Origin of the sequence: Luteibacter jiangsuensis (assembly GCF_030812295.1) — a bacterium.
GTDB lineage: Bacteria > Pseudomonadota > Gammaproteobacteria > Xanthomonadales > Rhodanobacteraceae > Luteibacter > Luteibacter jiangsuensis_A.
Genome location: NZ_JAUSSK010000004.1, coordinates 276,604 through 297,422 on the forward strand (window position 1 = coordinate 276,604; position 20,819 = coordinate 297,422).

13 protein-coding genes and 1 riboswitch are annotated in these 20,819 nt (G+C 66.0%); of the genes, 5 read left to right on the plus strand and 8 right to left on the minus strand.

All coding sequences use genetic code 11. The annotated features are described in order from the left end of the window. Positions 1 to 84: 84 nt before the first annotated feature. The gene (gene metE, locus J2T07_RS15100) at positions 85 to 2,376 is read left to right on the plus strand and encodes a 5-methyltetrahydropteroyltriglutamate--homocysteine S-methyltransferase (RefSeq protein ID WP_306850935.1); all 2,292 of its coding nucleotides are present in this window, start codon (positions 85 to 87) and stop codon (positions 2,374 to 2,376) included. Positions 2,377 to 2,524: 148 nt separating this feature from the next. After that, positions 2,525 to 3,745, plus strand: a complete 1,221-nt coding sequence (gene metK, locus J2T07_RS15105) for a methionine adenosyltransferase (protein ID WP_306850936.1) — start codon at positions 2,525 to 2,527, stop codon at positions 3,743 to 3,745. Positions 3,746 to 3,969: 224 nt separating this feature from the next. Here metK and J2T07_RS15110 read toward each other — a convergent pair whose 3' ends face one another. The 6 genes from J2T07_RS15110 to xylA form a co-directional block, all read right to left on the minus strand. Beyond that, the gene (locus tag J2T07_RS15110) at positions 3,970 to 4,344 is read right to left on the minus strand and encodes a TIGR03067 domain-containing protein (RefSeq protein ID WP_306850937.1); all 375 of its coding nucleotides are present in this window, start codon (positions 4,342 to 4,344) and stop codon (positions 3,970 to 3,972) included. Positions 4,345 to 4,470: 126 nt separating this feature from the next. Then, entirely contained in the window at positions 4,471 to 5,616 is a 1,146-nt protein-coding gene (locus tag J2T07_RS15115) for a sugar ABC transporter permease (protein WP_306850938.1), read from the minus strand. A gap of 39 nt (positions 5,617 to 5,655) precedes the next feature. Next, positions 5,656 to 7,203 carry a xylose ABC transporter ATP-binding protein gene (locus J2T07_RS15120; RefSeq protein WP_306850939.1) on the minus strand — a complete coding sequence of 516 codons (1,548 nt, stop codon included), beginning with the start codon at positions 7,201 to 7,203 and terminating at the stop codon, positions 5,656 to 5,658. A gap of 58 nt (positions 7,204 to 7,261) precedes the next feature. Further along, positions 7,262 to 8,275: a D-xylose ABC transporter substrate-binding protein gene (gene xylF, locus J2T07_RS15125; protein ID WP_306850940.1), complete on the minus strand. Its 1,014-nt coding sequence runs from the start codon at positions 8,273 to 8,275 to the stop codon at positions 7,262 to 7,264. 29 nt (positions 8,276 to 8,304) lie between these two features. Further along, positions 8,305 to 9,831 carry a xylulokinase gene (gene xylB, locus J2T07_RS15130; RefSeq protein ID WP_345783960.1) on the minus strand — a complete coding sequence of 509 codons (1,527 nt, stop codon included), beginning with the start codon at positions 9,829 to 9,831 and terminating at the stop codon, positions 8,305 to 8,307. Next, positions 9,824 to 11,140 carry a xylose isomerase gene (gene xylA, locus J2T07_RS15135; protein ID WP_306850941.1) on the minus strand — a complete coding sequence of 439 codons (1,317 nt, stop codon included), beginning with the start codon at positions 11,138 to 11,140 and terminating at the stop codon, positions 9,824 to 9,826. The genes xylB and xylA overlap by 8 nt, the downstream gene beginning before the upstream one ends. A 156-nt stretch (positions 11,141 to 11,296) precedes the next feature. On the opposite strand from xylA, the gene J2T07_RS15140 reads away from it, so the two are divergent. The 3 genes from J2T07_RS15140 (at position 11,297) to J2T07_RS15150 (ending at position 15,708) form a co-directional block, all read left to right on the plus strand. Continuing rightward, positions 11,297 to 12,475 carry a XylR family transcriptional regulator gene (locus tag J2T07_RS15140; RefSeq protein ID WP_306850942.1) on the plus strand — a complete coding sequence of 393 codons (1,179 nt, stop codon included), beginning with the start codon at positions 11,297 to 11,299 and terminating at the stop codon, positions 12,473 to 12,475. 28 nt (positions 12,476 to 12,503) lie between these two features. After that, positions 12,504 to 13,547, plus strand: a complete 1,044-nt coding sequence (locus tag J2T07_RS15145; protein WP_306850943.1) for an aldose epimerase family protein — start codon at positions 12,504 to 12,506, stop codon at positions 13,545 to 13,547. Positions 13,548 to 13,776: 229 nt separating this feature from the next. Further along, positions 13,777 to 15,708, plus strand: a complete 1,932-nt coding sequence (locus tag J2T07_RS15150) for an ATP-binding cassette domain-containing protein (protein WP_306850944.1) — start codon at positions 13,777 to 13,779, stop codon at positions 15,706 to 15,708. Between the two features lie 160 nt (positions 15,709 to 15,868). On the opposite strand, the gene J2T07_RS15155 is transcribed toward J2T07_RS15150, so the two are convergent. Continuing rightward, on the minus strand, positions 15,869 to 17,851 hold the full coding sequence (locus tag J2T07_RS15155) for a methyl-accepting chemotaxis protein (RefSeq protein ID WP_306850945.1): 1,983 nt from the start codon (positions 17,849 to 17,851) through the stop codon (positions 15,869 to 15,871). A gap of 81 nt (positions 17,852 to 17,932) precedes the next feature. Next, the gene (gene ppc, locus J2T07_RS15160) at positions 17,933 to 20,638 is read right to left on the minus strand and encodes a phosphoenolpyruvate carboxylase (protein WP_306850946.1); all 2,706 of its coding nucleotides are present in this window, start codon (positions 20,636 to 20,638) and stop codon (positions 17,933 to 17,935) included. A gap of 95 nt (positions 20,639 to 20,733) precedes the next feature. Further along, a riboswitch (S-adenosyl-L-homocysteine riboswitch) is annotated at positions 20,734 to 20,815 on the plus strand. Positions 20,816 to 20,819 lie beyond the last annotated feature (4 nt).

Here is a 20,819-nt window from a genome sequence, read left to right on the forward strand (position 1 = left end):
ATCGCCCAAGGGATTCACCCCGGCGACGTCCGTGTCATGCGACGCGCCGCCCTTCCCTCCTCTTTCTTGCGAAGAGGAACACTCATGCCACACGTCACCTACCCCGGCTTTCCCCGTATCGGCCGCCGCCGCGAGTTGAAGCGCGCGCTCGAAGGTCATTGGAAGGGGAACATCGGCACCGAAGAACTGCTCGATATCGCCCGTGAATTGCGCTCGCGGCACTGGGCGCTCGCCCGGGACGCGGGTGCCGACAGCGTTACGGTGAATGATTTTTCGCTCTACGACCACGTGCTCGATGCCGCGGTCATGGTGGACGCCATTCCCGAACGCTACCGACCGCTTTACGAGGTCGATCCGCTGGCCGGCTACTTCGCCATGGCACGCGGCAGGCAGGACGATCACATCGACCTGCCCGCGCTGGAAATGACCAAGTGGTTCGACACCAACTACCACTACATCGTCCCCGAGGTATCGGCGGGCCAGACGTTCGCCGCCCGGCCCGACAAGGTCGTGCGCGAATACCGCGAAGCGGTCGCGGCGGGATACGTCGCACGTCCGGTGTTGCTCGGCCCGATCACCTTCCTGTGCCTCGCCAAGGCGGTCGATGGCAGCGACCCGCTGGCACGGCTCGATGCACTTCTTCCCGCCTGGGGCGGCGTGCTCGATGCCCTTGCCGACGCGGGCGCCGAGTGGGTGCAGGTGGACGAGCCCGTGTTGGCGCTCGATCTCGACGATGCGACGCGCGAAGCCTTTCGCCTTGCCTATGCGTGGATCGCCACGCGGTCGCGGGTACGGGTGCTGGTCGCGACCTACTTCGGTTCACTCGACGGCAATCTCGAGCTTGCCATGTCGCTTCCCATCGCCGGCCTGCACGTCGACCTCGCGCGTGCGCCGGAGCAACTCGACGCCGTGCTCGACGCGCTGCCGGCAGGCCGCGTCCTCTCGGCAGGTGTTCTCGATGGACGCAACATCTGGCTGAGCGATCCTTCGGCCATCCTCCCTCGCGTGCGGAAGCTACGTGATCGCCTTGGCGACGGGCGCTTGTGGCTGTCGACATCCTGCTCCTTGTTGCACGTGCCCTTGGACGCAGGCGACGAAATGCGCCTGCCGGGAAATCTCGCGACGTGGTTGTCGTTCGCCCGGCAGAAAATCGCCGAACTACGCCGCTACGCCGACGCCGCCCAGGGCGACGAAGACGCCCGCGAGGCGCTCGCGCGCCAGCGCGTGCTGGTTGCCGGACGACAGGCCGCTCCCGGGGTCGTGCGTGACGAGGTACGCAAACGCGTTCGCCAGCTTACGGCGCAGTTCGGCCGCCGCCGCTCGGCGTACCCGTTCCGCGCGGCCGTACAGCGTGAACGGTTCGGCTTGCCCGACCTGCCGACGACGACCATCGGTTCGTTCCCGCAGACGGCGACCCTCCGCGTCGCCCGCGCCGCGCATCGCGCGGGCAAGCTGGACGACGAGGCGTATACCGCCGTCGTGCGCGATGAAGTACGGCGCGCCGTGGCGTTCCAGGAAGAAGCCGGTATCGACGTGCTCGTCCATGGCGAGCCCGAACGCAACGACATGGTCGAGTATTTCGGCGAACAGCTCGACGGCTACGCCTTTACGTCGTTCGGCTGGGTGCAGAGCTACGGCTCCCGCTGCGTGAAGCCACCGATCGTCTACGGCGACGTGGCACGGCCCGCGCCGATGACCGTGGCCTGGTCCGCGTTCGCGCAATCGCTGACGAAAAAGCCGATGAAGGGCATGCTCACCGGTCCGGTGACGATGCTGCAATGGTCGTTCGTGCGCGACGACCTGCCCCGTGCGGACGTCTGCCGGCAGATCGCGCTCGCCTTGCGCGACGAGGTGCGCGATCTCGAAAGAGCGGGTATCGGCATCGTGCAGATCGACGAACCCGCCTTGCGCGAAGGCCTGCCGCTGCGTCGTGCCGAGTGGAACGGCTATCTCGCGTGGGCGGTGGAGGCGTTCCGCATCACCGCCGGTGGCGTCAGTGACGCGACCCAGGTGCATACCCACATGTGCTATTCGGAGTTCAACGACATCATCGAGGCGGTCGCGGCCATGGATGCCGACGTGATTTCCATCGAAACCAGCCGCTCGCGGATGGCGTTGCTCGATGCCTTCGCACGGTTCCGGTACCCGAACGGCATCGGCCCCGGGGTCTACGACATCCACTCCCCCCGCGTTCCCGCCGAGGGCGAGATGGCCAGCCTGCTTGCCCGCGCGTTGCAGGTATTGCGTCCCGACCAGCTCTGGGTGAACCCCGATTGCGGTCTGAAGACCCGTGACTGGCCCGAGGTCGCCGCGGCGCTGACGGCCATGGTCGCGGTGGCGAAGGCGGCGCGCCAGCGGCTGGGGGCGGCGGCCTGACCCACCGCGGGCCGGTGGGCGCGCCCTGCTGAACATCCATGCAATCGTCACTCCCGGGCGCTACCCTTCCCCCTGCAAACCGGCCCGGAGGCGTGTATCATGGCGCGCCCTTTATCTCTTTATCCGTAAAGAAGGATATATCCCCGCGATGAGCAACTACCTCTTCACCTCCGAGTCGGTCTCCGAAGGCCATCCGGACAAAATCGCCGACCAGATCTCCGACGCCGTTCTGGACGCCATCCTGGCCCAGGACCCGCGCGCTCGCGTGGCCTGCGAGACGCTGGTGAAGACCGGCGTCGCCATCGTCGCGGGCGAGATCACCACCAGCGCGTGGATCGACCTCGAGGCGCTGACCCGCAAGGTCATCCTCGACATCGGCTACGACAGCTCCGAAGTCGGGTTCGACGGCGAGACCTGCGGCGTGCTGAACCTGATCGGCAAGCAGTCCCCGGACATCAACCAGGGCGTCGACCGCAAGAAGCCGGAAGAACAGGGCGCGGGCGACCAGGGCCTGATGTTCGGCTACGCCACGAACGAAACCAGCGAATACATGCCGGCGGCGATCCACTACGCCCACCGCCTCGTCGAGCAGCAGACCAAGGTCCGCAAGAAGAAGAACTCGCCGTTGCCGTGGCTGCGCCCGGATGCCAAGAGCCAGGTCACCCTGCGCTACGAGAACGGCGAAGCCGTCGCCATCGACGCCGTCGTGCTGTCGACCCAGCACGATCCGGACGTGAAGCAGAAGGATCTGATCGAAGGCGTGCGCGAGCTGATCCTGAAGCCCGTGCTGCCGGCGAAGCTCCTGCACAAGGGCACCAAGTTCCACATCAACCCGACCGGCAAGTTCGTCATCGGTGGCCCGGTGGGCGACTGCGGCCTGACCGGCCGCAAGATCATCGTCGACACCTACGGCGGCTGGGCCCGTCACGGCGGTGGCGCGTTCTCGGGCAAGGATCCGTCCAAGGTCGACCGTTCGGCCGCCTATGCGGCTCGCTACGTCGCCAAGAACATCGTCGCCGCCGGCCTCGCCGACCGTTGCGAGATCCAGGTCAGCTACGCCATCGGCGTGGCCGAGCCGACCTCGATCTCGGTGACCACCTTCGGCACCGGCAAGATTCCCGACGAGAAGATCGAGAAGCTGATCCGCAAGCACTTCGACCTGCGTCCATACGGCATCATCAAGATGCTCGACCTGGTCCACCCGATGTACCAGCCGACTGCGTCGAACGGTCACTTCGGCCGCAAGCCCTACGAGATCACCGACAAGAACGGCAACACGTTCACGGCGTTCTCCTGGGAGAAGACCGACAAGGCCGACGTCCTGCGCGATGCCGCCGGACTCGGCGCGACGGTCGCCCGCCGCAAGTAAGCGGGCTTTCGTAACGCATGAAAACGGGCGCCACGGCGCCCGTTTTCTTTTGTGAAGCCACCCCAGTGAGTCCGCCTTTGTGGGAGCCGACCTTTGGTGGGAACCGACCCTGTCGGCGATTCCGCGGCAGCGAGCAGGGTTCGGCAAGCACCCATCGCCGACAGGGTCGGCTCCCACCAGGCATTGCACCCCGCTGGCTGCTGGAGATGTGCACAGGGGAGACTCTACGCGCGGTGCCTGACGAAGCCGCGGAGGGTCAGCCCAGGCGAGGTGACAAATACAGGCGAACGGGGCATGTCCTCGTCCGATGCGATGAAGATGAATTCGTCATTGCTCAGCTTGTACGTGGCAGGGAGCAACTTCCCCGCGTCATCGCCCATGCTGTCGATCCAGGTGATCGATTTCGGGTGCGCCATCGGATCGAGGATAAAACGACCGGCAAGGAGGAGTTCGCCAGTGGGCGACCTGACCGCAAAGCGGTCTCCGTCGATGGTGGTAATGGTGCCGGTGCCGCCGTGGATATCGGGCGGTTCGATGACGCCGTTCTCTTCGAAGCGGACCTGTCTCCACGCGCCCTGGAGCATTTGCAGGTCGTCCATGATCTTCCTTTCCGTTCGTTTGAACTCTATCGCGAGCACCCATCGCCGGCAAAGCCGGCTCCCACAACGGGCGACAAGCAACCTCGCCCTCCTGTGTGGGAGCCGCTTCAGCGGCGATACCTTGGATCAGCCGTTGCGGTTGGAACCGGAGAGGACATCCACCCAGACGGCCAGGGCCAGGATCACGCCCTTGATGATCATCTGCCATGAATTGTCGACGTCCATCAGCTGCATGCCGCTGTCGAGGCTGGCCATCACCAGGGCACCGATCAGCGCGCCGTAGACGGTGCCCGAGCCGCCGCGCATGGACGTGCCGCCGATGAAACAGGCCGAGATGGCATCCAGTTCGCCGCCGGTACCGGCGGAGGGCGAGCCCGAGCCGGTGCGGGCCACGGTGATGATGCCGGCGAAGGCGCACATCAGGCCCATCAGGGCGAACACCACCAGCTTCACCCGCGCCACGTTCACGCCGGACAGGCGGGTGGCTTCCATGTTGCCGCCGACGGCGTAGATGTGCCGACCGAAGACGGTCTGCGTCGACACGTAGGTGAACACGGCGAGCAGGCCGAGAAGGATCATCACCGGGATGGGGATGCCGTTGGCGTCGTTGAGGATGCGTACGAAGCCGAAGATGAACACACCGATGGCCACCAGGCGGGCAATATCGATCCACAAGGCGCCTTGCTGCAGACCGAGCTTGCCGCGGCGAAGACGGCGGCGCACCGTCAAGGCGACCATGGCGAGGAAGATGAGGGCTCCGATCCAGCGCGACAGTGCCACCGGGACGAAACCCTGGCCCAGCGCGATGAGGTCGTCCGGCGCGGGAGCGATCGTCGAGCTACCCGTGATGTAGAGCACGATGCCACGGAAGGCCAGCATGCCGCCCAGGCCCACGATGAACGATGGCACCCGCATCTTGGTGACGACGAAACCGTTGAAGGCACCGATGACGAGGCCGAGCGCGAGCACGGCGAAAATCGCCGGCCACGTGCCCCAGCCCTGGTTCACCGTGAGGATCGCCACCACGCCACCGAGCAAGCCGAGTTGCGAGCCGATGGAAAGGTCGATCTCACCGGCGATGATGATGAACACCATGCCGCAGGCGAGCATGCCGGTGATCGCCATCTGCCGGAACAGGTTGGACAGGTTGCCCGGCGTGATGAAGGCCGAGTCGGTCTTCAGGTGGAAGAACACCCAGATGATCGCCACCGCGATGAGCAGGGCGAGGATCTTGTAGCGTACGAACAGTTGCTGGACTTTCTGGGCCTGCATGAAGGCTTCCCTGGTAACGCGTGAATGGTTTTCGGAGGATCAGGCCGCGTGCGCGGGCTCTTCGGCGGCATGCGAGATCGCCGCGGCGAGCACCTGCTCCTGGGTAAGGTCGACGTTCTGGAAATCGCCGCGTAGCTTACCCTCGCCAACGACGAGGACACGATCGCTGACCCCGAGCACTTCGGGCATCTCCGAGGAGACCATGATGATGGCCACGCCCTTGGCGGCGAGTTCGAACATCAGTTTGTAGATGTCGTACTTGGAGCCGACGTCGACGCCACGGGTGGGCTCGTCGAGGATCAGCACCTTCGGCTTGGGCAGCAGCATCTTGGTCAGCACCGCTTTCTGCTGGTTGCCGCCGGACAGGCCGACGATGGCCAGCTCGGGGCTCGCCGTCTTCACGCGCAGGCGCTTGATCTCGGCTTCCACGGTCCGCAGCTCGGCCTGTCGATCGATCTGGCCTGCGCGGGCGTAGTGCGAAAGCGTCGCCAGCGTGATGTTGTCGCCCACGCCCAGCAAGGGAACGATGCCCTGCCGCTTGCGATCCTCGGGTACCAGCGACAGCCCGGCCTTGATCGCCTGTTCGGGCGACTTGACCTTGATCGGCTTGCCCTCCAGCAGCAGCTCCGCCTCGTAGCGCCCCGGGTACGCACCGAAGATCGCCGATACCAGCTCGGTGCGGCCGGCACCGACGAGTCCGGCGACGCCGAGGATCTCGCCGCGGCGGATCTGGAACGACACATCGTCGACGCGCTTGCGATTCGGATTGGCGACATCCCAGCAGGTGACATGCCTCGCCTCGAAGATGACCTCGCCGATGTCGTGCTCGACCTTCGGGAACAGGTTTTCGATGTCGCGGCCGACCATGGCGGTGATGATCGAATGGGTGGTCATCTCGCTCATCGGCTTGGTGACGATGTGCTTGCCGTCACGGATGACGGTGACCGTGTCGCATACCCGCGCCACTTCCTCGAGCTTGTGCGAGATGTAGACGCAGGCCACGCCGTCACGCTTGAGGTCTTCGATGATCGACAACAAGGTGTCGGTCTCGGACGAGGTCAGCGAGGAAGACGGTTCGTCGAGGATCAGCAGGCGGGCGTTCTTCGCCAGCGCCTTGGCGATCTCGAACAACTGCTGGTAGCCGCCGCCATAGTTCATCACGGGAGCCGCCACGTTCACGTCCTTGAGCTTCAGGCGGGCGAGCAACGCCTCGGCCTTGGCATACATGGTGTCGTAGTCCATCACACCGCCGAACTTGCGGACCTCGTTGCCGAGGAAGATGTTCTCGGCGACGGAGAGCTGCGGTACCAGCATCAGCTCCTGGTGGATGATCACGATGCCGGCATCCTCGCTGTCGCGTACCGAGTACGCCTTCAGCGGCTTGCCGTCGAACAGGATCTCGCCTTCCCACGTGCCGTACGGGTACACGCCGGACAGGACTTTCATGAGGGTGGACTTGCCTGCGCCATTTTCGCCGCAAAGCCCAACGCACTCACCGGGCCGCACGGCCAGGTCGATGCCATTGAGCGCGCGCACGCCGGAAAACTCCTTGACGATCTGGCGCATCTCGAACAGGTATTCGCTCACCGGTACTCCTTTCGCTGGACGATGCCCCGCACCGGGCGGGGCATCGCCGATCTTACGCTTACGGGCCGACCTGGGCCTGGGTGTAGAAGCCGTCCTTCACCACGAGATCCACGTTCTTCTTGGTCAGCATGGTCGGGGTGAGCAGGATGGTATCCACATCCTTCTTGCCGTTGTTCATCGTCGAGGTGAACTTCGGCGCGGTGCCCTGGACCAGGCTCACCGCCAGGTTCGCCGCTTCCGTGGCGATTTCCTTGATCGGCTTGTAGACCGTCATGGTCTGCGTGCCGGCCTTGATCCGCTTGATCGCGGCGAGGTCGGCATCCTGGCCCGACACGGCCACCTTGCCTGCCAGCTTCTGGCCATTCAGGGCGGCGATGGCGCCACCGGCCGTGCCGTCGTTGGAGGCGACGATGCCCTGGATGTTGTTCTTGTTGGCGGTCAGCGCGTTCTCGATGATCGACTGCGCGTTCGAGGCCAGCCATTCGTTGGTCCACTGCTGGCCGACGATCTTGATGTCGCCCTTGTCGACCAGCGGCTTCAGGACCTTCATCTGGCCTTCGCGAAGGATCTTCGCGTTGTTGTCGGTCGGAGCGCCGCCGAGCAGGAAGTAATTGCCCTTCGGTGCCGCGTCGACGACGCCCTGCGCTTGCATCTGGCCGACCTTGTCGTTATCGAACGAGATGTAGGCGTCGACGTCGGCATTCAGGATGAGTCGGTCGTAGGAAATCACCTTGATACCCGCCTTCTTCGCCTCGGCGACGACCGTGGTCAGCGTCTTGGCATTGAACGGCACGATGACGATGACATCGACCTTGCGCGAGATCAGGTTCTCGATCTGCTGGATCTGCTTCTGCTCGTTGGCGTCGGCGGACTGCACCGACACGGTGGCGCCCTTGGCTTCCGCCGCGGCCTTGAAGTAGTCGCGGTCGCGCGTCCAGCGCTCCACGCGTAGGTCGTCGATGGAGAAGCCGATCACCGGCTTTTCCTTGCTGGCGTGCGCCTGCGGTGCCGCGAACAGGCCGGCACCGATCATCGATACGGCCAGCAACGTATATAGGGCCTTCTGCTTCATGCTCATCTCCATGCTTATGGGATCGCCCTTCAGGAGGGGCGGAAATCGTCGCCGCGAGCGGCGTCGGAATACAGCGGCTTCAACTGCTCGTAAGAGCGGCGGAACAAAGGGTGGCGCGTTTGCAGGAAATAAGCATGACGCGCTGCATCGGGCTCGCGCACGGCGGTGACCGCCGGCATCGGGCAAACGGCATCGAGGGAAGCGCCCGGCTCGATGGCCAGCCGCGCGAGGCGTGCCGCCCCGAGCGCGGGTCCCACTTCGCCGCCACTGCGCAGGACCAGCCGCTTGCCAAGGATATCGGCGAGCATCTGGGTCCAATAGGCACTGCGCGAGCCACCACCGATCACGGTGATTTCATCGGCCACGAGGCCCGTCGACTCCACCGCCAGCAAGCCGTCGAGCAGACCCAGCCCGACACCTTCCAGCGTGGCATTGGCGAGATCGGCGCGATCCGTGCCGGGACCCAGGTTCGTGAACGAGCCGCGCGCGTGCGCGTCGTTGTGCGGCGTGCGCTCGCCCGTGAGGTAGGGCAGGAACAGCGAACCATTTTCCCGAAGGCCCTTGGCCTCGGCCTCGGCAAGCAGGGCAGGCACATCCTTCTGGCCGGTGAGCTTCGCGGTGAAATCGAGGCAGCTCGCTGCGTTCAACATCACCGACATCAGGTGCCAGGTATCGGGCAAGGCATGGCAGAAACTGTGCACCGCCTGCTCGGGACTCGAGCGGAAGCCGTCGGACACGGCGAAATAGACACCCGACGTGCCCAGAGAAAGCATGGCCTGCCCATGGCGCACGATACCCACGCCCACCGCGCCGGCCGCGTTGTCGCCGCCACCGGCCGCTACCGGAACGGTATCCATGCCCCAGCGTTCGGCCAGTTCCTTGCGCAGGCGCCCCGCGGGCTGGCTTCCCTCGAACACCTGCGGCATGTGCGACCGGTCGAGGCCCGTCGCGGCGAGCATGGCGTCGCTCCACCGGCGCTTCTCGACGTCGAGCCAGAGGGTGCCGGCCGCGTCGGAAGCATCGGTCATGTATTCGCCGGTGAGGCGCAGGCGCAGGTAGTCCTTCGGCAGGAGCACCTTGGCGATGCGATCGAACACCTCGCGCTCATGCTTACGCACCCAGGCGAGTTTCGGCGCCGTGAACCCGGGCATGGCGAGGTTGCCCGTGATCGAGCGAAACCCCGGCACCCGCTCCAGTTCCGCGCATTCGATATCCGAGCGGCCGTCGTTCCAGAGAATGGCAGGCCGCAGGATAGCGTCGGACTTGTCCAGCAGCGTGGCGCCATGCATCTGCCCGGAAAGGCCGATGGCCGCCACGCGGCGGGCATCGGCTCCCTTCAGGACATCCGCAACGGCCGCCTCCGTGGCGCTCCACCACGTGGCCGGGTCCTGCTCCGACCAGCGCGGCTTCGGATGGGAGACTTCCAGCGGGCTGGTCGCGCTGGCACGTACCTCGCCGGCCTCATCCACGAGGACAGCCTTCACCGAGGACGTGCCCAGGTCGATACCGAGGTACATGCGTGCCGAAGCGTCCATGTCGGGGGTCATATCACCCATAGATATAGCGGTTGACGATGTTTTCGAGCAACTCCTGTCCACCCGAGACGTGCTTGGGATGGATGTCGCGGGCCATCGCCTCGTCCGCCAGCGAGGCCAGCGTGAAGCCGCCCTGCAGGATCTTCTTGCCGAAATCGGCATCCCAGCCGGCGTAGCGCTTCGCCTTGAAGTCGGCCAGCGCGTCGCGCTCGATCATCTTCGCCGCGCGTTCCAGGCTGAGGGCCAATGCGTCGATCGCGCCGATGTGGCCGTGGAAGAGATCTTCCGGCGCGTTGCTCTGGCGGCGCACCTTGGTGTCGAAGTTGAAGCCACCCGTGGTGAAACCGCCGGCCTTCAGGATCTCGTAGGTGACCAGGGTCAACTCTTCCACGCTGTTCGGGAACTGGTCCGTATCCCAGCCGTTCTGCGGGTCGCCGCGATTGGCGTCGATCGAACCGAACACGCCCAGCGCGATCGAGGTCGCGACCTCGTGATGGAACGAGTGGCCGGCCAGGGTGGCGTGGTTGGCTTCGAGATTGGTCTTGACCTCGTTCTCCAGGCCGAACTCCTTCAGGAAGCCGTAGACCGTGGCGGTGTCGTAGTCGTACTGGTGCTTGGTCGGCTCTTGCGGCTTGGGCTCGATCAGGATCGTCCCCTTGAAACCGATCTTGTGCTTGTGTTCGATCACCATCTGGAAGAAGCGGCCGAGCTGTTCGCGCTCACGCTTCAGGTCGGTGTTGAGCAGGGTGTCGTAGCCTTCGCGGCCGCCCCACAGCACGTAGTTGGCGCCGCCCAGGCGGTGCGTGGCTTCCATCGCGTGGCGCACCTGCGTGGCCGCATAGGCGAACACTTCCGGCTGCGGATTGGTCGCGGCGCCGGCAGCGTAGCGCGGGTTGCTGAACACGTTGGCGGTGCCCCACAGGAGCTTCACGCCGGTCTCGGCCTGCTTCTTCTCGAGCACGTCGACCATGGCCGCGAAGTTTTTCTTGTATTCGGCGAGGCTGTCGCCTTCCGGGGCCACGTCGGTATCGTGGAAGGTGTAGTAAGGCGTGCCCAGGCGGGAGAAGAAGTCGAACGCCGCGTCGGCCTTCTCACGGGCCTTGGCCATCGGCTCACCCGCCGCCTGCCAGGGGCGCTCGAAGGTGCCCGCGCCGAATACATCGGAACCCGGCCAGACGAAGGTATGCCAGTAGCAGGTGGCGAGACGGAGGTGCTCGGCCATGCTCTTGCCGAGCACCTGCTTGTTCGGGTCGTAGTGGTGGAACGCCAGCGGATTGTCGCTGCCGGTGCCTTCGTAGCTGATTTTGGGGACGCTGGAAAAGTACGACATAACAATTCCTTGACAAACGTGGGGACGAATCCCGACGATCCTGACGAGCGGTGCCCATGGCGCGCAATTGCGATTTCCGACGGGGCCCGGCTCTTTTTCGATGCCGCGCTGCGTCATGGTCAGATAACGCAAACCCTGATAGTTTTCGACGGGCCCATGTCTCCCCACAGAATCGCTCTGCTGTTCAATGCCAACAAGGTGTACGACCGCCAGGTCATCGCCGGCATCGGGCATTACCTCAACAGTACGCGCGTGGAATGGGATCTCTTCATGGAGGAGGATTTCCGCAGCCGCATGCGCGACATCCACCAGTTTCGCGGCGACGGCGTCATCGCCGACTTCGACGATCCGGAAGCACCCGATGCGCTGCGCGACCTGCCTATCCCGGTTGTCGCGATAGGCGGCTCGTATCACGATCCCGCCGCTTACCCCCCCGGTGTGCCTTATATCGCCACGGACAACGCCCGGCTCATCCGGCTCGCGTACGACCACCTGATCGAACAAGGCCTCGGCCGCTTCGCGTTCTACGGCATACCGCCCCACCCCGGCAGCCGCTGGGCGCAGGAACGCGAGCATGCCTTCCAAGCGATCGTGGACGAGGAATCGGTCGAGGGCGTGGTCTACCAGGGCTCGCCGACCAGCGCGGGCGGCTGGGGGACGGCGGTGGAGGAACTGGTCACCTGGTTGGCCGAACTGCCCAAGCCGATCGGCATCATCGCCGTGACCGACGCTCGTGCCCGGCAGTTGCTGCAGGCCTGTGTGATCGGCGGGTTCGCGGTACCCGAGCAGATCGCCATCGTCGGCATCGACAACGACCCGATGGCGCAGTTGCTCACCCGCATCCCGCTCACCTCCGTGATCCAGGGCGCGGAGGAAATGGGCCGCACAGCCGCCCACCTGCTGCACCAGATGCTGCGCGGCATGGATTGTTCGGGCACGCGCGTGCTGGTGCCGCCGGTCGGCATCAACGTGCAGGTGTCGAGCAAGTACCAGCCGATGCGCAGCCCGCATGTGATGCGGGCGAGTCACTACATTCGTCAGTACGGTTGCCTGGGCATCAAGACCGAACAGGTGGCCGACTACGTGGGGGTGTCGCGCACGGTGCTGGAAGAACACTTCAAGCGCGAATTGAAGCAGACCGTGCACCAGGTGATCCTGAAGCATAAGCTCGACACCGCTTGCGAGCTCATGACGAATTCCGACACGCCGCTCGCCGACATCGCGCTGCGCTGTGGTTTCACCTCGCTCCAGTACATGTATGCGGTGTTCCGTCGCGAATACGATTGCACGCCGCGCCAATACCTCGACCTCCATCGCAAGACGGCGGCGACCTGATCGCCTTCCCCAGGGAAACGCTTCACCCATGCCCGTATCCAACGCCACCGCCTGGGGCCAACTCCCCGACGGCCGCCCGCTCCACCGCTGGACCCTGCGCAACGCGCGAGACACCCAGGTCGAGATATCCAACCTCGGTGGCACCCTGCTCTCCTGGCAGACCCCGGACCGCCAGGGTCGCGTGGGCGAGGTCTTGCTCGGTCACGCCGACGCGGGGCAATACATCGATTCCAATGCGTACATGGGCGCGATCGTCGGCCGTTGGGCGAATCGCATCCGCGGCGGGCGCTTCCGGCTCGATGGCATCGACTACAAGGTCGACCGCAACGACGGCGGCAACCACCTGCATGGCGGCAACTACGGGTTTCACCTGCAGCGCTGGGACGTGGAAACGGATGGCGACGACCTTGTGCTGCGGCTGGTGTCGCCCGAGGGCGATGGCGGGTTTCCTGGCGAGGTGAGCGTCGAGTTGCGTGTGCGGCTCGACGACGACGGCACGCTGGACCTGCGCTATACCGCCACGAGCGACGCGCCCACGCCGCTCAGCCTGACCGCGCATCCGTACTTCAACCTCAACGACCGGCGGCCGGATATCCGCGATCACGTGATCCGGATCGACGCGGACGAATTCCTGGCCATCGATGCGGGGGCGATACCGGTGGGGCGCCAGCAGGTGGCTGGCTCCGCCTTCGATTTCCGCGAAGCGGCGCCGATCGGTTCGCGCCTGCACTGGCCCGATCCGCAATTGCAGCTGGTGGGCGGCTTCGACCATTGCTATATCCCGCGCCAACCGGCGGCCCAGGCGCCACGCGTGGTCGCGGAAGTCGTGGAACCCTCGAGCGGACGCCGTCTCACCGTCGAGAGCGACCGCCCCGGCCTGCAGTTCTACAGCGGGCAGAAACTCACCGGGCAACCGTCGCGACATGGCGACGCCTACGGACCCTTCGCCGGCTTCGCGCTGGAGACCCAGGCCTTTCCCGATCAGGTCAATGGCCCCGAGGCGGAAGGCGCGATCCTTCGCCCCGGCGTGGTATGGCGCCAGCACACGCGCTACCGGGTGGATACGCTGTAGCGCGGTGTGCCGCCAGACACGCCCTGGTGGGAACCGACCTTGTCGGCGATGGGTGTTTGCCTCGACCTGGCCCGCTGCCGCGGGATCGCCGACAAGGTCGGCTCCCACCAAAGCCTCCCAGCAGGGCCTCCCACCGGAGCCTGCCATCTCGGCCTGCCGCCTGAGTGGGCCAGCCCACCAGACGGGCGATGTCATGAGGTGACGAGGCGCCACCGGGTACACTATCCGGATGTCCCTTATCCAACTCCTCAACGTCGACTTCAGCGTCGGCGGCCCGCTCCTGCTCGAACAGGTCGACCTTTCCCTCGATGCCGGCGAACGTGTCTGCGTCGTCGGGCGCAATGGCGCCGGCAAATCGACGCTGATGAAGCTCATTGCCGGGGAACTGCACCCGGACGACGGCGAGATCCGCCTGCAAGGCGGCACGCGCATCGCGCGCCTCACGCAGGAAGTGCCGCAGGACACCTCGGGCAGCGTCTTCGATGTGGTGGCCGACGGCCTGGGCGAACTGGGCCACCTGCTCGCGCGCTACCATCACCTGCTCGAGACGGGCGACATGGACGCGCTCGGCGAGGTGCAGTCGCAGATCGAGGCCCACAACGCATGGGATCTCGATTCACGCGTACAGCAAGTGATCGAACGCCTGGAATTGCCAGCGGACACCGATTTCTCCGAGTTGTCCGGCGGCATGAAGCGCCGCGTCCTGCTTGGCCAGGCGCTTGTGCGCGATCCCAACCTGCTCCTGCTCGACGAGCCGACCAACCACCTCGACATCGAGGCCATCGCCTGGCTCGAAACCTTCCTCAAGGGCTTCGCCGGCAGCATCGTCTTCATCACCCATGACCGCAGCTTCCTGCGTGCCCTGGCCACGCGCATCGTCGAGATCGACCGCGGCCAGGTCACCAGCTGGCCCGGCGACTACGACAACTACCTGCGCCGCCGCGAGGAACGCCTGCATGCCGAAGCCCAGGCCCAGGCACATTTCGACCGTAAGCTGGCCCAGGAAGAAGTCTGGATCCGCCAGGGTATCAAGGCGCGGCGCACGCGAAACGAAGGCCGCGTGCGCGCACTGAAAGCGATGCGCAACGAGCGCGCCCAGCGCCGCGAGCAAGCCGGTAACGCCAGGATCACCCTCGCCACCGCCCAATCCTCGGGACGCAAGGTGATCGACGCCAAGCACGTCACCCAGGCTTATGGCGGCCGTACCCTGCTGCGCGACATCTCCACCACGATCATGCGAGGCGACCGCGTCGGCATCATGGGGCCGAACGGCGCGGGCAAGTCCACCTTGCTGAAGATCCTGCTGGGCGAACTCAAGCCGCAGGAAGGCGAGGTCACGCTGGGCACGGGGCTGGAGGTGGCGTACTTCGACCAGCACCGCTCCACGCTCGACGACCGGTTGAATGCCCTCGACAACGTGGCCCAGGGCCGCGAATACATCGAGCTCAACGGCCAGCGCAAGCACATCGTGGGCTACCTGCAGGACTTCCTGTTTTCGCCCGAACGATCGCGCGCGCCGATCACGCGGCTATCGGGCGGCGAACGCAATCGCCTGCTCCTCGCGAAGCTGTTCGCCCAGCCATCGAACCTGCTGGTGATGGACGAACCGACCAACGACCTCGACGTCGAGACACTCGAACTGCTCGAGGAACTGCTCAACGAATACACCGGCACGCTGTTGCTGGTGTCGCACGACCGCGACTTCATCGACAACGTGGTGACCAGTACCCTGGTGCTCGAAGGCGATGGCGTGGTCGGCGAATACATCGGTGGCTACAGCGACTGGTTGCGGCAGAGGCCCGCCCCGGCCGCGAAACCTGCCGGGTCGAAGGCCGCCTGGTCTTCTTCGACGGCCGAAGCATCGTCCGCGTCGGGGTCGGCGCAAGCCTCCACTTCTGCGTCGGCACCGGCGGCCGTGGCCGCGCCCGTCGCAGTTACGCCAAAGAAAAAGCTCTCCTTCAAAGAGCAGCGCGAACTTGAATCGCTGCCGGCGAAGCTGGAGGAACTCGAGGCCGAGATCGCCCGCCGTACCGCTGCGATGAACGACCCGAAGTACTTCCAGCAGGATGCCGCGACGATCACGCGCGGCAACGAGGAACTCGCCAGGTTGCAGGCGGAACTGGACGTGGCGTTCGCGCGCTGGGAAGAGCTGGAAGGCTGAGTCCGCCCCCACCGGCAAGCACCCCATGAGTGCGGACCGGGAAGGGCCCCTCATCCTGGTGGGAGCCGACCTTGTCGGCGATCCCGTGGCAGCGAGCCAGGCTGCAGCAAGCACCCATCGCCGACAAGGTCGGCTCCCACCAGAGGCTCGGGGTCGGCGTTCACAGCCGGAACACCTCGACCACGCGGGCCAGTTCGGCGGCCTGGTCTTCCAGGCTCTTCGCGGCGGCCGCCGCTTCCTCGACCAGGGCCGAGTTCTGCTGGGTCGAGTCATCCATCCGCGAGACGGCGTGGTTGATCCGGCCGATCTGTTCGGACTGTTCGCTCGAGGCCTGGCTGATGTTGCCCATCAGGTCCGCCACGGCGCGGATGCGGCCCAGCACCGTCTCCATGTTGCGCCCCGCGTCCGTGACCAGGCCATGCCCCGCGTCGACCTGGGCCACCGATTCGGTGATCAGCGATTCGATTTCCTTCGCCGCCGACGCGCTGCGTTGGGCGAGATGACGCACCTCTTCCGCCACCACGGCGAAGCCCTTGCCCTGCTCACCCGCCCGCGCCGCCTCCACCGCGGCATTGAGTGCGAGGATATTCGTCTGGAAGGCGATGCCGTTGATGATGCCGATGACGTCGGCGATACGCTGCGCCGAGGCCTGGATGCCGTTCATCGCTTCCACCGCCTCCTGCATCGCGCCGGCCTCCTGTTGCACCGCCACGCTCGCGTCGGCCGCCAGCGCGCTCGCCCTCGCCGAGTGGCCCGCGTTGTCGCGGACCGTGCGCGTGAGCAGGTCGAGACTGGATGCCGTCAGCTGAAGCTCGTGCGCCTGGGTTTCCGTACGCGAAGACAGATCGGTATTGCCCGCCGCGATCTCCGAGGTGCTGCCCGCCATGCTGGCCGCGGCCTTGCGCACGGAGCGCGCGATGTCGCCAAGACCGTCGCCGATGCCGTCGATGGAACGCATCAACTGGCCGATCTCGTCGCCGCGCGCGGAAGCGAGCCGCGCCGTGAGGTCGCCCTCGGCGAGACGCCGCGCCGCCTCGACGGCGTCGGCAAGCGGCCGGGTGATACGCATGCGTATCGCGAGGAACAGGAACACGCACAACGCGGCGACCAGTGCGATGCTGGTCGCCGCCGCGATGAGGCGCATGTGCCGGACCGGACCGAAAAGCTCGTCCATGTCCACCGTGCCCGCGACGAGCCAGTTCCACGCCGGATCGGTCGCATAGACGGCCAGCCGGTCCACCGATCGGCCGTCCACGTCGACGCGATAGCGCAACTCGCCCTTACCGCCCGACAACATGCGGCCGAAGATCGGCTGGCCATCCACGTCGAGCATCTTGAGCGCCGCGCCAGGTGCCTTCGCGGCCTCGCTCTTCATCGCCGGATCGACGATGAGGGTGCCATAGCGCTTTCCCGCGCTGGCATCGACGACGGAGTAATAGCCACTCTGTCCCATGTGGATCGCGGCGATCTCGTCCTGCAGCGACTTCATCTCCTTGCCGATCTCCACCCCCACGAAAAAGACGCCTAGCACGTTACCCGCGTCGTCCTTGATCGGCTCGTAGCGCGTGATGTACGGGCGATCGAACAACACGGCCGGGCCGCCGTACGACTTGCCCGTGAGCAGCAAGGGAAACGCCGGATGGGCATGATCGATGGAGGTTCCGACGGCACGCGAGCCGTCTTCCTTCTTGAGCGATGTCGTAACGCGGACGAAATCGGGTCCGTCGCGGACGAACAGCGTCGCCACCACATGCGCCCGCGCGGAGAATTCGTCGGTCAGCGAAAAATCGTTGTTCAACGGCTTGCCGTCATGCAGCAGCAAGGGCACCGTGTGCCCGGCCATCATCACGCGGTGCTTGTCGTCGACGGTGAACTTTCCGGGGAAGTAACTCCTGTACACGTCGAGGAAGCGGTCGGACTCGGCCAGCAGCGCACCGCTGAACGTGTTTACCGTGCCGATGATCGCCCGGTTGCCACGGGCGAGGTCCTCGCGGGCCCTGGCCTCCAGCTCCCGCGAGGCCATGGTCGTGACGACGACGGTGAGCAAGGCGATGCCGAGGGCGACGATGCCGACGACGAGCAGGGTCAATCGCGCACCGACACTCATCCCGCGCCGGCCGGCGCGGTCGCTGTTCTGGTTCATGGAGTCCTACCGAAGTGGTGGAGCACCCCGAACGGGTGCCCATGGCCGTTATGTCGGCAGGCCCGGGCAGGCCTTTAGCCCTCAACCCGTATTCTGAAGCCCTTGTGAGACGCCGTTCACACAAGCGACCAGGGCTTTGAGAAGGGCGTCGTCTTGCCCACCGGTGGCGCGCCAGCGCCGCAGGAGGTCGACCTGGAGCAGGCTCATCGGGTCCACGTACGGATTGCGCAGGCGGATCGAGGTGGCCAGCCGTGGTTCGGCGGCCAGCAGTTCCTTCGCGCCCTTGAGTTTCAGCAGCCAGGCGACGGTTCGCTCGAACTCCTCGCGGATCATCGGGAAGAAGCGCTCGTGCAAGGGCCCCGCCAGACGGGAGAAGGCCTCGGCGATGTCGATATCCGCCTTGGCCAGCACCATTTCCACGTCGTCCAGCATCGTGGAAAAGAAGGGCCAGTCGCGTGCCATGCGCACCAGCGATGCCTCGCCGCATTCCCGCGCCACCGTGTCCAGCGCGGCGCCAAGCCCATACCAGCCGGTGAGCACCGCGCGGCATTGGGTCCAGGAAAACACCCATGGAATCGCGCGCAGGTCCTCCACGCCTTTCATGCTGCGCCGGCGCGCAGGGCGCGAACCGAGCGTCATGCGCTCGATCACGTCGATGGGCGTGGCGCCGCGGAAGTACTCCACGAAGCCCTCGGTGTCGACGAACGCGCGATAGGCCTTGCGGCTTTCTTCGGAAAGCCGCGCCATGGTCTCCTTCCACGCCACCTCGCGGGACTCGACCTCGCGCGGCCGCAGCGAGGCGCGCATCACCGCGCCCAATGTCTGTTCGAGGTTGCGCACGGCGAGGGCGCGGATGCCGTACTTGCGATGGATCACCTCGCCCTGCTCGGTGACGCGCAGCACGCCGCCGACGGAGCCGCGCGGGGAGGCCATCAAGGCCGGCGTGATGCGCGATCCACCGCGGCTCGCCGAGCCACCGCGGCCGTGGAAGAAGGCCACGCGGACACCCGCCTTCGAGGCCACGTCGAGCAATTCCACCTGCGCGCGCTGCAGGCTCCACTTGGAGGCGACGGTTCCGCCGTCCTTGCCGCTATCGGAATAACCCAGCATCACCCACTGCCGGTCGCCACGCGCCTTGAGGTGGGCACGATAGACAGGGTCGTCGAGCAACGCCTGGAGCGTTTCCGCACCGCCGGCGAGGTCGTCGATGGTCTCGAACAGCGGCGCGACATCGAGTGGCACGCGGCCGTCCTCCAGCAGGCCGCCCCGCCGCGCGAGCGCCAGCACGGCGAGCACGTCCGCGGCGGTCTCGGCCATGCTGATGATGTAGAGCCCGGTGGCTTCCGGGCCATAGCGCTTGCGCGAATCGGCCAAGGTGGCAAATACCGCGCGCAGCATCCCGGCGGCCTCGTGATCGTCGCCCGCGACGAAACTGCGCTCGCCCGCCGCATAGGGCCGCAGCGTCTTCACGCGCGCCGCCGTGTCGCGGTTGGCCCAGTCGCCGTCCCCGAGCAACGCGGCCAGAGCCTCGTCATGGACGCGCGCGTCCTGGCGCACGTCCAGGCGCGCGAGATGGAATCCGAACGTACGCGCGCGCCACAGGAGGCGGTTCACCGCATACGCACCGGCATGCGCGCCACCGTGCTCGACAAGACTCTTCTCGACCAGCGCGATGTCACCGATGAACTCGTCCGCCGACGCATAGGCCTCGGGGCCTTCATGTAACGTGGCGTCGAGGCGCGCGGCGACGAAGGTGAGGAAGCGCCGGTAGGGCATGTCCGCATGTCGTGGCCGGATACGCTCCGCGGCATCCGGAAGGCGCTCGCCGTAGTTCTCGATGCGCCGCTGCAAGGTGTCGTCCAGCGTCACGCGGTCTTCGGTCTGGCTGAGCAGGCGGCCGAGGCCCGCGACCTCCTCCATGTAACGCTCGAGCACCAGCGTCCGTTGCGCCGCGAGGGTGGCGGCGATGGTGTCCGCATTGACGTTGGGATTGCCGTCCATGTCGCCGCCCACCCAGGTGGCGAAGCGAAGCAGGCGCGGGATCGTCACGCCCTCGCCGTAGGTTTCCGTGATGGCCTGCTGCAACGACTCATAGAGGGCGGGCAGCACGCGATAGATCGGCCGGGAGATATAGAAGCCGACATGGTCGAATTCATCCTGCACGCTGGGCCGCACCGGCGAGGCTTCCGCGGTCTGCCATCCGGCGGAAAGCGCCATGAGGATGCGCGCGTCATCGTCGCGCAACTCCTGCGGCGTGCGCGTGGGATCGAACTCGTCGACCAGCGCCCGGACGATTTCCTGCTCTTTCTCAAGCAGTGAACGGCGCACGGCTTCCGTCGGGTGGGCGGTGAATACCGGCTCCACGTCCAACCGTTCGAGCAGCCGGACCAGTTCGTCCCGGCCAACGCCGTCTTTCCTCAGCAGGGCGAGCACCGCCGCCAGTGATTCCGGCTGCGGTGCCCTGCCCTCACGCTGGTAGTCGCGGCGGCGGCGGATGCGATGGACCCGCTCGGCGGTGTTCACCGCCTGGAAATAAGTGGCGAAGGCGCGGGCCAGCGCCTCGGCATCCGCCGCGTCCAGGCCCGTGAGCGACTCGGCCAGCGCATCCACGGCCGCCCCGCTGCGCCGGCGGTGGATCGCCGCCGTGCGCACCTGCTCCACGCGCTCGAAGAAGGCATGGCCGCCTTGCTCCGCCAGCATCTGGCCGACCAGGGCGCCGAGGCGGCGCACGTCCTCGCGCAGGGGGCCATCATGGGGCAGGAACTCGGGATCGCGTGCGGCTTCCATCGGACTCTCGGTTGGCGTCGAAACCCTGAGAGTACCGAAAAAAATGTGTTCATCCCTGCATCCGGATTCCGCGATACAATCCCGGGACCGTTTTGCCCGCCGAGGGGCGCTGCGACCATGGGAACATCCCATAGGCCAGGCTCGGCGCGGCGTCCCACCAAACGGCGCCCCCGTGAATCTC